Here is a 13968-nt window from a genome sequence, read left to right as displayed (position 1 = left end):
GGCTTGCCTCTCAGGATTTATGCTCCCCTTGTCACCCAGTTTGCTACCCAGCCTCGCCGCCGCCATCGTGTATGCCGCTGCGACCCTTTATCAGGGCACTCGTCTGGCCAAAGGCGCCAAGGCGGACAAACGCCTGCTGGTCGGCCTGGGCGTCCTCGCCCTGCTGGCCCATGCTGCGAGCCTGTTCACCCACCTGATGACGCCGGTTGGCCTTGGCCTGGACTTCTTCAGCGCCGCCAGCCTGATCGCGGCGGCGGTCATTGCGCTGACGCTGATGGCCTGTTATCGGATTCCTGTCGAGAACCTGCTGGTCCTGCTCTTCCCATTGGGCGTGCTGACGGTGCTGCTCGCGCAGTTCGCCCCCACCGGCACGGTGCAGGTGATCGATGAGGAGCCAGGCATCCTCGCCCATATCCTGCTGTCGATCCTGGCCTACGGCATGTTCACCATCGCGGTGTTCCAGGCCTTGCTCCTGCTGCTGCAGGACCACCAGCTCAAGCACAAGCACCCTTCCGGGCTGATCAAGAACTTCCCGCCCCTGCAAACCATGGAAAGCCTGTTGTTCGGTTTCCTGTGGGCCGGCTGGACGCTGCTGTCGCTGTCGCTGATTTCCGGTTGGCTGTTCGTCGAAAACCTGTTTGCCCAGCACCTGGTGCACAAGACCCTGCTGGCGTGCCTGGCCTGGGTGGTGTTCAGCGTATTGCTGTGGGGCCGCAACCGCCTTGGCTGGCGCGGACACAAAGCGATTCGCTGGACCCTGGCCGGTTTCTGCCTTCTGATGTTGGCCTATTTCGGCAGCAAGCTGGTTCGCGAATACATCCTGCATATCTGACGGGCAGCAAAAATGGACAACTTGCCCCTGGGGCCGATGCTCGCGGTAATCGCCTTGCTGGTGTTATGGGCGGCGCTGTTTACCGCCATCGAAGCCGCACAACAACACCTGCTGGCCCTGCGCCCCGGTACACGCCAGGGCGACAAGGCTGCCGCCCGCCTGAGTTTCCCGCGCCACAGCCTGATCCTCTGCAACAGCCTGTGCCGTGCGGCCGTGGTAATCCTCTGCACCCTGCTGGCGATTTATGCCTGGGCACAGAACGGCCCGTGGCTCGGCTGGCTGATCTCCTGCGCCGTTCTGCTGATCCTGGCCGACTACCTGCCACGCGCCCTGGCAACCCGTCATCCACAAGCGGTGCTGGGCTTCGGCAACACGCTGCTGGGCGTGCCATTGAAAATCCTCTATCCCGCCGCCTGGCTGCTCAATGGCATCAGCCTGTTGCTGCTGCGCCCGTTTGCCCGAAAGCCCGGCGTGGTGAAAAACAGCGATGAGCCACAGCCCGGCCACGACGATGAACCGCAGCCCGAGGCCGATGACGGCCGCACCCCTGGCATGCCGGGTATCCACGCCCTGGACAACATCACCGTCAATGACATCCTGGTGCCCCGCAGCGAAGTGGACGGTATCAACCTGGATGACTCGATCGAAGAAATCATCGAGCAATTGCGCACCTCCTCACGCACTCGCCTGCCGGTGTTCCACAGTGACATCAACCAGGTTGAAGCCGTACTGAACACCCGGCTGATCCAGCACCTGCTGCCGGACGCCAGCCTGACCAAGGAAGCCCTGCTGGACGCTTCCTACGAACCCTACTTCGTCCCCGAAAGCACGCCCCTGCAACTGCAACTGCTGAACTTCCACAAACAGCAGCGACGCCTGGGCATGGTGGTGGATGAATACGGCGAAGTACTGGGTATCGTCACCCTGGAAGATATTCTCGAAGAAATCGTCGGCGAATTCGAAAACGAGCAAAGTGCGGACAACCCGCATATCGAAGCGCAGCCGGATGGCCGCTATATCATCGACGGCGCCGCTTCGATCCGCGAATTGAACAAGAGCCTGGGCTGGCACCTGCCCAGCGACGGCCCCAAGACCCTCAACGGCCTGGTAACCGAAGCACTGGAGACCATTCCGGATTGTGCGGTGTGCCTGAAGATCGGCCGCTACCGCCTGGAAATCCTTGAGACCGAGGACAACCGCGTCAGCAAGGTGCTGATCTGGCATACCAGCCACGTGCCAGTAGCCTCATAACTTCCTGATAAGCCACAATCCAGTGTAGGAGGGGGCAAGCCTCCTCCCACATTTTGATTTGCGGCGCTCCAGTCACTTGTTGTAATTCCAAACCCCTTCCTATAATCCCTGCGGCTTACCCAAGCCCCCGCCCGACCGCGTGCTACCCGCACTCAGCGCGTCCAGGCACCGCTTTACCATGTCCGACCGGTGTCCGCTCCCATCCCGAGCCGCCCCGAGCACTACCCTGATCCAAGGGTGTTCGACCCAATAATAATCCGCGTCCAAACGCGCAACGACCGTCAGGGATACCTCCATGAGCACCACCTATAACGAGGCCGCGACCGCCGCCCCGACCAACTCGACCGCACGTGTCGCCACCGCGAGCATCGTCGGCACCGCCATCGAGTTCTACGACTTCTATATCTACGCCACGGCTGCCGCGCTGGTGATCGGGCCGGTGTTCTTTCCGCAGACCTCCGGTACCGCGCAGATGCTGGCGTCGTTCCTGACCTTCGGCATCGCCTTTATCGCCCGCCCACTGGGCTCAGCGCTGTTCGGCCACTTTGGCGATCGCATCGGCCGCAAGTCGACCCTGGTGGCCTCGCTGCTGCTGATGGGCGTGTGCACCACGCTGATCGGCTTGCTGCCCGGCTATGACAGCATCGGTGCCTGGGCGCCGATCCTGTTGTGCGTGCTGCGTTTCGGCCAGGGCCTGGGCCTTGGCGGCGAGTGGGGTGGCGCGGCACTGCTGGCCACCGAGAACGCGCCGAAAGGTAAGCGCGCCTGGTTCGGCATGTTCCCGCAACTGGGCCCCTCGATCGGGTTCCTGGCAGCCAACGGTTTGTTCCTGATCCTGGCGATGAGCCTGAATGACGAGCAGTTCCGCAGTTGGGGCTGGCGTATCCCGTTCATCCTCAGCGCAGCCTTGGTGATGGTCGGCCTGTATGCGCGCCTGAAGCTGCATGAAACCCCGGTGTTCACCAATGCCGTGGCGAAGGAAGCCCCGGTGAAAGTGCCGTTGGTGGAGCTGTTCAGCCAGCATTGGTTGCCGGTCCTGCTGGGCGCCGCGTCGATGGTGGTGTGCTATGCGCTGTTCTACATCACCACGGCCTTTTCCCTGAGCTACGGCGTTTCGACGCTGGGCTACAGCCGCGAGACGTTCCTTGGGTTGCTGTGCTTTGCAGTGCTGTTCATGGGTCTGGCCACACCGCTGGCGGCGCTGGCCAGTGATCGCTATGGGCGCAAGCCGGTGCTGATCGTCGGCGCAGTCCTGGCGATTCTGTCGGGCTTTACCATGGAACCGCTGTTGACCCACGGTTCGACCTGGGCCGTAGCACTGTTTTTGGCCCTGGAGCTGTTCCTGATGGGCGTGACCTTCGCGCCGATGGGTGCGCTGTTGCCGGAATTGTTCCCGACTCGCGTGCGTTATACCGGGGCTTCGGCGGCGTATAACTTGGGTGGGATTGTCGGCGCTTCGGCCGCACCGTTCTTCGCGACCAAGCTGGTGGCGATGGGTGGGCTGAGTTATGTCGGCGGGTATGTGTCGGCGGCAGCGTTGCTCAGCTTGATTGCGGTGCTGTGCCTGAAAGAGACGCGGGATAACGATTTGAACAGGGTTGCCTGATAAACAGCTATTGGGGGCAAGCCCCTCTCACATTTTGACCGCATTCCTACAGATTAAACGCGGTCAGTGTGGGAGGGGGCTTGTCCCCGATGCTTTTAGAGCTCTACAACAACCGCTTGGGAAGCACGGGTCGCCTTGGCTCGAGCCGCTTCAATCGACTCATCCCGCGCCAACGCCACGCCCATGCGGCGCTGGCCATTCACTTCTGGCTTACCAAACAGACGCAACGCCGTGTCCGGCTCGCTCAAGGCGGCGCCGAGGTTGGCGAATGCGGTCTGGGTCGACTGCCCTTCCACCAGAATCACCGCCGAAGCCGAAGGCCCGAACTGACGGATCAACGGGATTGGCAGGCCCAGGATGGCGCGCGCATGCAGGGCAAACTGCGAAAGGTCCTGGGAAATCAGGGTCACCAGGCCGGTGTCATGGGGGCGCGGCGACACTTCGCTGAACCACACCTGATCGCCTTTGATGAACAGCTCCACGCCAAACAGGCCACGACCGCCCAACGCCTCGGTCACTGCCTTGGCCACACGCTCGGACTCGGCCAGGGCAATCGGGCTCATGGCTTGCGGCTGCCAGGATTCCTGATAGTCGCCCTTCTCCTGACGATGACCCACCGGCGCGCAGAAGGTGGTGCCGCCGATGTGACGCACGGTCAGCAGGGTGATTTCATAGTCGAAATCGATAAAGCCTTCGATGATCACCCGGCCTTTACCGGCACGCCCGCCTTCCTGGGCGTAGTCCCAGGCTTTCTGCACATCGTCGGCGCTGCGCAGCAGGCTCTGGCCCTTGCCCGACGAACTCATCACCGGCTTGACCACGCAAGGGAAGCCCAGGTCCTGGACAGCCTTGCTGTAGTCCTCGAAGGTGTCGGCGAAGTGGTACGGCGAGGTCGGCAGGTCCAGCTCTTCGGCGGCCAGGCGACGAATACCTTCGCGATTCATGGTCAGCGACGCGGCGCGGGCGGTCGGGATCACGGTGAAGCCTTCGGCCTCCAGCTCCACCAGGGTCGCGGTGGCGATGGCTTCGATTTCCGGCACGATGAAATGCGGCTTTTCCGCTTCGATCACCGCACGCAGGGCGGCGCCGTCGAGCATATTGATCACATGGCTGCGATGGGCAACCTGCATGGCCGGTGCATTGGCATAGCGATCCACGGCAATCACTTCAACGCCCAGGCGTTGCAGTTCGATCACCACTTCCTTGCCCAGCTCACCGCAGCCACACAGCAAAACGCGGGTCGCGGTTGGCGACAATGGAGTTCCGATTCGGGTCATCTCAGGTCCTCAGGGGAGCGGATCATGGGGAGAAAGGCCGGCATTTTACATGAACTGTAAAAATTGGCCTCAGTTGGCGACGGCCCGCTTGCGGATACGCCAGGCCATGATCAGCCACACCACCGTGACCCCGGCGAACTTCGACGCCAGGGCCGTGCCCACCACGGCAGGAGTGAGTGCGCCGATCAGGCCGAAAAAGATAAAGGTGTCGAGGGGAATGCTCAGTGCCGAACTTATCCACAGGCGGTCGTGGAGCGGGCGCTTGGTGATGCTGAACACCAGCCAGTCGATGCATTCCGACACCGCGAATGCCGTTGCGCTGGCCAGGGCGATGGACGGGTCGGAGGTGATATACGACAACGCCAGCGCCGCCAGCATGGCGATGATCGCACCGTGGCCGAAGCGGGTTTGCACCATGTCACGCAGGATAAACACCAGGCCACCCCAGGCCGACCAGATGACATCCAGGTGCGGGGCGGTGGAGAAGGCGAAGTTGATCAGCACGACACTGCTGATGTAGGCGATCAGGAAGAGCATGGGGCGAGGGACCTGTGAACAAGGGGCACAGGGTACTTCACATTTGGAAATATGTCGTCTGGGTGGGCCTCATCGGGGGCAAGCCCCCTCCCACATTTTGACCGCATTCTTACAGATCAAACGCGGTTAAGTGTGGGAGGGGCTTGCTCGCGATGGCGATCTATCAGGCGCCGGATTTACCAGAAACCATAAACACCAACCCTCCCGCCACCGCCCGCTCATGGCACAACCCCAACACCACCCGCCGTTCGGCGTTGTCCATGCGGCTCCAGCGCGTGATTTCATCCACGCTGCGCTGGCAGCCGGTGCAAATATCGTCGTCATCCAGCGCGCAAATGCTCACGCACGGCGAGGCGACGGGGCGTTCAACTGCACTCATTCTTCCTGCTCGACCAGGTCACGCGCATACCGCTGGGCGTTATGCACATAGTGTGCGGCGCTGGCTTCGAGCATGCGTTTTTGCGCATCAGTCAATTCACGTACCACTTTGCCCGGCGAGCCCATCACCAGGGAACCGTCAGGGATTTCCTTGCCTTCGCCGATCAACGAGTTGGCGCCGATGATGCAGTGCTTGCCGATCTTGGCGCCATTGAGGATCACCGCGTTGATACCGATCAGGCTGTAATCGTCGACCGTGCAGCCGTGCAGCATGGCGTTATGGCCGATGGTCACGCCGGTACCCAGGGTCAGCGGGTAGCCCATGTCGGTGTGCATCACGCTGCCGTCCTGCACGTTGCTGTTCTTGCCGATCAGGATCAGTTCGTTGTCGCCGCGCAGCACCGCGTTGAACCAGACGTTGGCGCCCTCCTCCAGCTTGACCTTGCCCACCAGCGTGGCATTCGGCGCCACCCAGCTGTGTGGATGGGTCTCGACGCGGGCATCGCCCAGGCGGTATTTCATGGTGTTCCCTCACGGCTGGCCGTTCAAACGACGGCTTAGGTATTGATGAAGCTCTTGGGCGGCTGGTGCAGGCTGATCTTGGCGTCGTCATAAAGCAGGTTGATCAACTCGACGATCATGATTGCCGTCAGGCCCCAGATCTTGTATTCGCCGAAGCGATAACTGGGCACGTACCAACTGCGGCCCTGGTAATCGATTCGGTGGGTATGTTCGCGCGGGTCCTGTCGGAAAAAATCCAAGGGCACGCTGAAGACGGCGGCAATCTCGGCATCGTTGGCCAGGTATTCGACGTAATCGGGGATCACCCCCACATAGGGCGTGACCCGGATGCCGTGCAGGGAGATCAGCGGGCTGAGCGGGCCGATGACTTCCACCAGGCCGGGGGGCAGGCCGATTTCTTCTTCAGCTTCACGCAGGGCGGTGAAGATCAGGTCCGGGTCTTCGGGGTCGCGGCGCCCGCCGGGAAAGGCCACTTCGCCACCATGGGTCGACAGGCCGCTGGCGCGCAGGGTCAGGATCAGCTCGGGTTCGTCACTGCGGGTAATCGGCACCAGTACCGCGGCCTCGGGGAAACGCCCGTCGGTTTCCAGCGTGTGGGGGGTGTGGTTGCTTACCCGGCGAAGTAGCTCGTCCAGCATGAGTCATCTCGGTCTGTTGGCTACCTTGCATCATGCACCAAAGCCGCCGGGTGCCCAACCCCAAAACCTGGGGCATGTCGCTAAACGACAACTTGCAGGGCCCTGCCGGCCAAGCCAAGATAGACGCACTTTCCAGGAACCCCAGCATGAATTTCTGCAGCCAGTGCGGTAAACCGGTTACCCAACGCATTCCCGACGGCGACGCCCGTCTGCGTTTTGTGTGTGATCACTGCTCGACCATTCACTATCAAAACCCCAATATCGTCGCCGGTACCGTGCCGGTGTGGGGCGATAAGGTGCTGCTGTGCCGCCGCGCCATCGAGCCGCGCCTGGGTTACTGGACCCTGCCCGCAGGTTTTATGGAAAACGGCGAGACCGTGGAACAGGCCGCCATGCGCGAGACCCTGGAAGAAGCCTGCGCCCACGTACGCAACCTGAGCATCTATACCCTGATTGATGTGCCGCACATCAGCCAGGTGCATATTTTCTACCGTGCCGAACTGGTCGACCTGGACTTCGCCGCAGGCCCCGAAAGCCTCGAAGTGCAGCTGTTCGACGAGGCTGACATCCCTTGGTCCGAGCTGGCTTTCCGCACGGTCGGGCGTACCCTAGAATACTTTTTCGCCGACCGCCGCCAGCAGTCGTTCCCGGTGCGCAGCGAAGCCGTGCCACCTCTTTCCAAGCCCGCCCAATAACCATTCGGCCGCTCGTCGCCACAGGGATACCGTTTTAATGCGTTGGTTGCTTGCTCTGATCTGCCTGTCGTTCGCCACGCTGTCGTCAGCCTCTACCGTGGAAACCCTGGGTGGCAAGACGGTCGAAAAAGTCCTGGTGCTCAAGTCCGCCCACCAATTGCAGTTGATCAACGACGGCAAGCCCTTCAAGACCTACCGTATTTCTCTGGGCAAAAACCCCAAGGGCCACAAGCTGATCGAAGGTGACCGCCGCACACCGGAAGGCCTGTACTGGATCGACTGGCGCAAGACCAGCGACCGCTACTATCTGTCCATGCACATCTCCTACCCCAATATCAGCGATGCCGCCCGCGCCCGACGCGAAGGGGTGAAGCCCGGCAGCATGATCATGATCCACGGCACGCCCGACACCGAAGAGTACCCGGAGCAGTGGTTTCACACCCTGGACTGGACGGACGGCTGCATCGGCATGCGCAACGTCGACATGCGCGAAGTCTGGAACCTGGTCAAGGACGGCACGCTGATCGAGATTCGGCCCTGACGTTGGACCGCTCGTAAAATAAATCAAAAAAGATTCCTGCCCTCGGCAGCCCCTGCCAGTGAATACCAATTCACTGCGCGGGCTGCGCACCTCTGCGCGCTATAAAGACCTCTCTAATACCACTTGATACCAGGCACCGTTAAGGTGCCCTTAAACCGCTACATGCACCGTTTTGGAAGCATTGACATGGTATTTAAGTGGTATTAGCTTCCGGCCAATACCGGGCGACAACACTCCAATAACCGCATCGGAAACCCCATAGATGAACCCCATCCTGACGCTGCGTCCCGACGACAAGCAATCCACACCGCTGTACCTGCAATTGGCCCGCAACCTGGAAGCGGCGATCCATGCCGGCCAGTGGAAATCCGAACAGGCCCTGCCCTCGGAGCGTGCCCTCAGCGAGCAGCTGAGCATTTCGCGGGTCACCGCCCGTAAAGCGTTGGAAGTGTTGTTTGCCCAAGGCCTGATCCGCCGCAGCCAGGGCTCCGGCACCTTTATCACGCCACGCCTGGAGCAACCGCTGTCGCGCCTGTCGGGGTTCAGCGAGATGTTGCGCCTCAAGGGCTTTGTGCCCAGTTCCCAATGGCTGGAACGTGACATCACCCCGCCGACCCATGAAGAACTGATCCGACTGTGCCTGTCGCCGAACGACAAGGTCGCGCGCCTCAAACGCCTGCGTAAGGCCGATGACACCGTGATGGCGATCGAGATGACCGCCATGCCCGCCTCGGTACTGCCGCAGCCGCAAGCCATCGGCAATTCGCTGTACGAATACCTGGAAGGCATCGGCAAACCCATCGTTCGCGCCCTGCAACACATCCAGGCGATCAACGCCTCGGATGAATTCGCCAAGCTGGTGGGCATCGCCCCCGGCACCGCCATGCTGCTGATGACCCGGGTCGGCTACACCGCCGACAACACGCCGATCGAAATCACCGACACCTACTGCCGCAACGACTACTACGACTTTGTCGCAGAGCTTCGCCGTTATGACTTTGCCGCCGAGTTGCGGCCTTAGAGAACTGCCCATGTCCGAAGACAATATCCTCACGCCCCACGGCTGGATGCGCGGCCGCCTGGTGCACCAGCACGGCAAGGTCATCGCCATTGAAGGCGAGCCTTGCGATCCGGCTGAAAACGACTTGCCGTACCTGCTGCCGGGTTTTATCGACCTGCACGTCCACGGCGGCGGCGGTAAAGACATCATGGAAGGCGCCGACGCCTTCGAGACCATCACTCGCACCCACGTGCGCTTCGGCACCACGTCGCTGCTGGCCACCACCATGACTGCCCCGGTGGAGGAAATCTCCAGCGTGCTGGGCCAACTCGGCCGCTTCTGCGAACAGCGTCCTGCAGGCAGCGCCCGGGTACTCGGCGTGCACCTGGAAGGCCCCTACATCAATCCGGGAAAACTCGGCGCGCAACCCAACTTCGCTCATACCGCATTGATGGCCGAAGTTGAAGCCTACCTGCGCCTGGCGCCGATCCGGGTAATTACCATCGCCCCGGAAATCGCCGGCCACGACGCCCTGATCCGCGCCCTCAGCGAGCGCGGCGTGCGTATGCAGATCGGCCACACCCTGGGCAGCTATGAAGAAGGCGTCGCCGCCCTCGCTGCCGGCGCCACCAGCTTCACCCATTTGTACAACGCCATGAGCCCGTTGCATCACCGCGAACCGGGCATCGTCGGCGCCGCGCTGGCCCACGCCCAGTACGCCGAGTTGATCCCGGATTTGCTCCACGTGCACCCCGGCGCCATGCGCGTGGCCCTGCGCGCGATCCCGTGCCTGTACTGCGTCACCGACTCCACCGCCGCCGCCGGCATGCCCGACGGCGAGTACAAGCTGGGCAGCCACACCGTGACCAAATGCCTGGGCGGCGTGCGCCTGGCCGACGGCACCCTGGCCGGCAGCACCCTGACCATGGATCAGGCGCTGCGCAACCTGGTGAAAATCGGCCTGCCCATCAGCGAAGCCTCACAACGCCTGTCGCAATTTCCGGCGGACTACCTAGGCCTGGAACAACGCGGTCGCCTGCAACCCGGCAGCTTCGCCGACTGCGTGCGCCTGGACCGCTCCCTGCACCTCACCGACGTCATGGTCGAAGGAGAAACCATTGTCTTCAAAGATGCTTGAAGAGGCCTTGGCCTCCTGTGACGCCGTCGCGGCGCAACTGCAACGCCTGGAACCGTTGCTGGAAGAAGTCGCCGGCCGCCTGCGCCGCCAGCCGCCACAAGTGGCGATGACCATTGCGCGGGGCAGCTCGGACCACGCCGCCAGCTACTTCGCCTACCTGGCCATGCAGCATGTCGGCATCCCGGTGGCGTCGTTACCGATGTCGGTGGTGACCTTGTTGCAAGCACCAATGAAAGTCAGCGGCCAGGTAGCGTTCGGTTTCTCCCAGTCGGGGCAAAGCCCGGACCTGGTCAACAGCCTGCGCCTGCTGCGCAAGCGTGGCGCCTTGAGCATCTCGCTGGTCAACGTCGAAGACTCACCGCTGGAAGCCGCCTGTGAATTCCATGTGCCCCTGTGCGCCGGGCCGGAACTCAGCGTGGCCGCGACCAAGAGCTTTATCGCCACCCTCAGCGCCAGCGCGCTGCTGATCGGCCACTGGAACCAGGAGCCCGACTTGCTGCAAGCCTGCCATGCCCTGCCCGCTGGCCTGCGTGAGGCCGCCGGGCAGGACTGGACGCACGCCATCGAGGCGCTGCGTGGCTGCCAGCAACTGATGGTGATCGGCCGTGGCGCCGGTTTTGCCATCGCCCAGGAAGCGGCGCTCAAGCTCAAGGAAACCTCGGCGATCCAGGCCGAAGCCTTCAGCAGCGCCGAGGTGCGCCACGGGCCGATGGCCTTGATCGGCGCGGACTACCCGCTGCTGGTCTTCGCACCACGGGGTGCCGAGCAAGCCGGCTTGTTGAGCCTGGCCGCCGATATGCGCCAGCGCGGCGCCCGCGTGCTGCTCGCCGCGCCGGACGATATCGCCGAACGCGACTTGACCCTGAGCCGCGCCGAACACCCGAGCCTGGATCCGATCCTGGCGATCCAGAGTTTCTACGTCATGGCGGCCGGCCTGGCGGTCGCTCGGGGCATGGACCCGGACCAGCCGCGCCACCTGAGCAAAGTTACCCGCACTCACTGAGTCGCGCTTTCCTGATGAGTACCGTGCCCATGTCCAACAACAATAATGAATTAACCCTCAACGCGCCCCTAAGCGGGCCGTTACTGGCCCTGGGCACCGTGCCTGATGACGTGTTCGCCAGCGGCGCCATGGGCGACGGCATCGCTATCGACCCGCTCAACGATTGCCTGCATGCGCCGTGTGATGGCGTAATCATCCATGTCGCCCGCACCGGCCACGCCTTGACGATTCGTGCCGACAATGGCGCCGAAGTGTTGCTGCACATCGGCATCGACACGGTCGAATTGAATGGCGAAGGGTTTGCCCTGCTGGTCAAGGAAGGCGCCCGGGTCCGCAATGGGCAGGCGCTGGTGCGCTTTGACCTGGACCGTATCGCCCGCCAGTGCAAAAGCCTGATCAGCCTGATCATCCTCACCAATGGCGAACACTTTGAACTGCGCCCGCTTGCCGCGAAAACCGTCAAGCTGGGCGAACCGCTGTTGCAGGTCGTGCCACGCGCAACCGCGCCGCTGCAAACGGCTGTGGATAACGTCGTCGCCGAAGCCAGCGCCAGCGTGCGCGTGACTCACCGTGGCGGCCTGCACGCACGACCGGCGGCGCTGATCCGCAAGACCGCCCAGGGTTTCAGCAGCCAGGCAAAGGTGCACTTCGGCGCCAAGTCGGCCGCTTGCGACAGCCTGATCGGCCTGATGGGGCTGGGCATTGGCGAAGGCGACGAGGTGCGCGTGACCTGTCGCGGCAAGGACGCCGAGGCCGCGCTGCAGGCGCTGGTCGCGGCCTTGTCCGTCGCGGTTAAGCAAGAACACCACGCACCGGTCGTCGCCATGCCACGCCGGGCAACTACTGAGGCAGATGTGTTGCAGGGCGTGTGTGCGGCACCGGGACTGGTCTGCGGGCCGTTGTTCCGGCTGGCGGGTATCGAGTTGCCGTCAGACCCCGGCAATCACGTCACCGACGAACAACTGCAACGCCTGGACGCAGCCCTGGAGCAGGTGCGCGGTGAGGTCCGCAGCACCCTGGACCAGGCTCGCCAACGCAAGGCCGTCGAAGAAGAAGAGATCTTCGCCGCCCACCTCGCCCTGCTCGAAGACCCGGCCCTGCTGGAGGCCGCCACCGACGCCATCGAACACGGCAGCGCCGCCACCCACGCCTGGCGCGATGCGATCCAGGCGCAGTGCGCGGTATTGCTGGCCCTGGGCAAGCCGCTGTTCGCCGAACGCGCCAACGACCTGCGCGATCTGCAACAACGGGTGCTGCGCGCACTGTTGGGCGAAGCCTGGCATTTCGAGTTGCCTGCGGGGGCGATTGTCAGTGCCCATGAACTGACCCCTTCGGATTTGCTGCAACTGAGCGCGCAACAGACTGCCGGGATCTGCATGGCCGAAGGCGGCGCCACCTCCCATGTGGCGATCCTGGCCCGGGGCAAGGGCTTGCCTTGCGTGGTCGCCCTGGGTGCTGAAGTGCTCGCTGTACCGCAAGGCCAGCGCGTGGTGCTCGACGCCGTCAACGGCCGCTTGGAGCTGGCCCCCAGCGAGGCGCGCCATGCCGAAGTACACCAGATGCGTGACGCACAAAAACTGCGCCGCCAGCATCAACAGGCCCAGGCCCAATCGCCGGCCCTGACCCGCGATGGCGTGGGCATCGAAGTGGCCGCCAATGTCGCGTCGAGTGCCGAGGCGCACATAGCGTTTGAGAACGGCGCCGATGGCGTCGGCCTGCTGCGCACCGAATTCCTCTTCGTCGACCGCCGCACCGCGCCGGATGAGCAGGAACAATGCGACGCTTATCAAGCCGTGCTGGACGCCATGGGCGACAAGTCGGTGATCATCCGCACCATCGACGTCGGTGGCGACAAGCAGCTCGACTACCTGCCGCTGCCCGCCGAAGCCAACCCGGTGCTGGGCCTGCGCGGCATCCGCATGGCCCAGGTGCGTCCCGAACTGCTCGACCAGCAACTGCGCGCGCTGCTGCGAGTTTCGCCGTTGGCGCGCTGTCGCATCCTGCTGCCGATGGTCAGCGAAGTCGACGAACTGCTGCAGATTCGCCAGCGCCTGGATGAGTTGTGTGCAGAGCTGGAACTGACCCAACGCCCCGAGCTGGGGGTGATGATCGAAGTGCCCGCCGCGGCGCTGATGGCCGAGCAGTTGGCCGAGCACGCGGACTTCCTGTCCATCGGCACCAACGATCTGTCCCAGTACACCCTGGCCATGGACCGCGACCACGCCGGCCTCGCCGCACGTGTCGATGCGCTGCACCCGGCGCTGTTGCGGCTGATCGCCCAGACCTGTACCGGCGCGGCGAAACACGGGCGTTGGGTCGGCGTGTGCGGCGCCCTGGCGTCCGATCCGCTGGCCACGCCGGTGCTGGTCGGCCTGGGGGTCAGCGAACTGTCGGTGAGCCCGCCGCAGATCGCAGAAATCAAGGACCGCGTCCGTCACCTGGACGCGGCGCAATGCCGGCAACTCAGCCAGGGCCTGCTTGACCTGAGCAGCGCCAAGGCAGTTCGCCAAGCCTGTCAACACCACTGGCCGCTGAGCTGACAACAACAAG

Annotated in this window: 14 protein-coding genes; 9 read left to right on the top strand and 5 right to left on the bottom strand. The window is 63.2% G+C overall.

Annotated features, from left to right (window positions below):
• Positions 1–19 precede the first annotated feature (19 nt).
• From M2397_RS10415 to M2397_RS10405, 3 genes are all read left to right on the top strand, one after another.
• On the top strand, positions 20–832 hold the full coding sequence (locus tag M2397_RS10415) for an inner membrane protein YpjD (RefSeq protein ID WP_122720320.1): 813 nt from the start codon (positions 20–22) through the stop codon (positions 830–832).
• Positions 833–844: 12 nt separating this feature from the next.
• Positions 845–2083 (top strand): transporter associated domain-containing protein, encoded by a 1239-nt coding sequence (locus M2397_RS10410; protein ID WP_259242927.1) that lies wholly within the window; start codon positions 845–847, stop codon positions 2081–2083.
• Between the two features lie 295 nt (positions 2084–2378).
• The gene (locus tag M2397_RS10405; RefSeq protein ID WP_259242925.1) at positions 2379–3689 is read left to right on the top strand and encodes an MFS transporter; all 1311 of its coding nucleotides are present in this window, start codon (positions 2379–2381) and stop codon (positions 3687–3689) included.
• Positions 3690–3784: 95 nt separating this feature from the next.
• Here the strand turns inward: M2397_RS10405 and purT are convergent, their stop codons facing one another.
• The 5 genes from purT to M2397_RS10380 form a co-directional block, all read right to left on the bottom strand.
• Positions 3785–4966, bottom strand: a complete 1182-nt coding sequence (gene purT / locus M2397_RS10400) for a formate-dependent phosphoribosylglycinamide formyltransferase (protein WP_145338405.1) — start codon at positions 4964–4966, stop codon at positions 3785–3787.
• A gap of 69 nt (positions 4967–5035) precedes the next feature.
• Positions 5036–5503, bottom strand: coding sequence for a VUT family protein (locus M2397_RS10395; protein ID WP_027605452.1), 468 nt, complete (start codon positions 5501–5503; stop codon positions 5036–5038).
• 163 nt (positions 5504–5666) lie between these two features.
• On the bottom strand, positions 5667–5882 hold the full coding sequence (locus M2397_RS10390) for a DUF1289 domain-containing protein (RefSeq protein WP_259242923.1): 216 nt from the start codon (positions 5880–5882) through the stop codon (positions 5667–5669).
• A complete protein-coding gene (locus tag M2397_RS10385; protein WP_065939223.1) occupies positions 5879–6403 on the bottom strand; it encodes a gamma carbonic anhydrase family protein in 525 nt (174 codons plus the stop codon). The genes M2397_RS10390 and M2397_RS10385 overlap by 4 nt, the downstream gene beginning before the upstream one ends.
• 35 nt (positions 6404–6438) lie before the next feature.
• Positions 6439–7041 (bottom strand): CoA pyrophosphatase, encoded by a 603-nt coding sequence (locus tag M2397_RS10380; RefSeq protein ID WP_071489281.1) that lies wholly within the window; start codon positions 7039–7041, stop codon positions 6439–6441.
• A gap of 146 nt (positions 7042–7187) precedes the next feature.
• Here M2397_RS10380 and M2397_RS10375 point away from each other — a divergent pair, with 146 nt between their 5' ends.
• The 6 genes from M2397_RS10375 to ptsP all read left to right on the top strand — a co-directional run bounded on the left by M2397_RS10375 (position 7188) and on the right by ptsP (position 13958).
• The gene (locus M2397_RS10375; protein ID WP_131697954.1) at positions 7188–7736 is read left to right on the top strand and encodes an NUDIX hydrolase; all 549 of its coding nucleotides are present in this window, start codon (positions 7188–7190) and stop codon (positions 7734–7736) included.
• 37 nt (positions 7737–7773) lie between these two features.
• On the top strand, positions 7774–8277 hold the full coding sequence (locus tag M2397_RS10370) for a murein L,D-transpeptidase family protein (RefSeq protein WP_131697955.1): 504 nt from the start codon (positions 7774–7776) through the stop codon (positions 8275–8277).
• A 262-nt stretch (positions 8278–8539) separates the two neighbouring features.
• Positions 8540–9298 carry a GntR family transcriptional regulator gene (locus M2397_RS10365; protein WP_131697956.1) on the top strand — a complete coding sequence of 253 codons (759 nt, stop codon included), beginning with the start codon at positions 8540–8542 and terminating at the stop codon, positions 9296–9298.
• 10 nt (positions 9299–9308) lie between these two features.
• Positions 9309–10415: an N-acetylglucosamine-6-phosphate deacetylase gene (gene nagA, locus M2397_RS10360; protein ID WP_131697957.1), complete on the top strand. Its 1107-nt coding sequence runs from the start codon at positions 9309–9311 to the stop codon at positions 10413–10415.
• Complete coding sequence (locus M2397_RS10355) at positions 10408–11418, top strand: SIS domain-containing protein (protein WP_131698011.1); 1011 nt, start codon at positions 10408–10410, stop codon at positions 11416–11418. The genes nagA and M2397_RS10355 overlap by 8 nt, the downstream gene beginning before the upstream one ends.
• Positions 11419–11447: 29 nt before the next feature.
• The gene (ptsP, locus tag M2397_RS10350) at positions 11448–13958 is read left to right on the top strand and encodes a phosphoenolpyruvate--protein phosphotransferase (protein ID WP_259242914.1); all 2511 of its coding nucleotides are present in this window, start codon (positions 11448–11450) and stop codon (positions 13956–13958) included.
• Positions 13959–13968: the final 10 nt, after the last annotated feature.

It is taken from the genome of Pseudomonas sp. BIGb0381 (assembly GCF_024809815.1).
GTDB lineage: Bacteria > Pseudomonadota > Gammaproteobacteria > Pseudomonadales > Pseudomonadaceae > Aquipseudomonas.
Note: the sequence above shows the minus strand (reverse complement) of the source record. Positions and strands in the feature narration are given on the sequence as shown.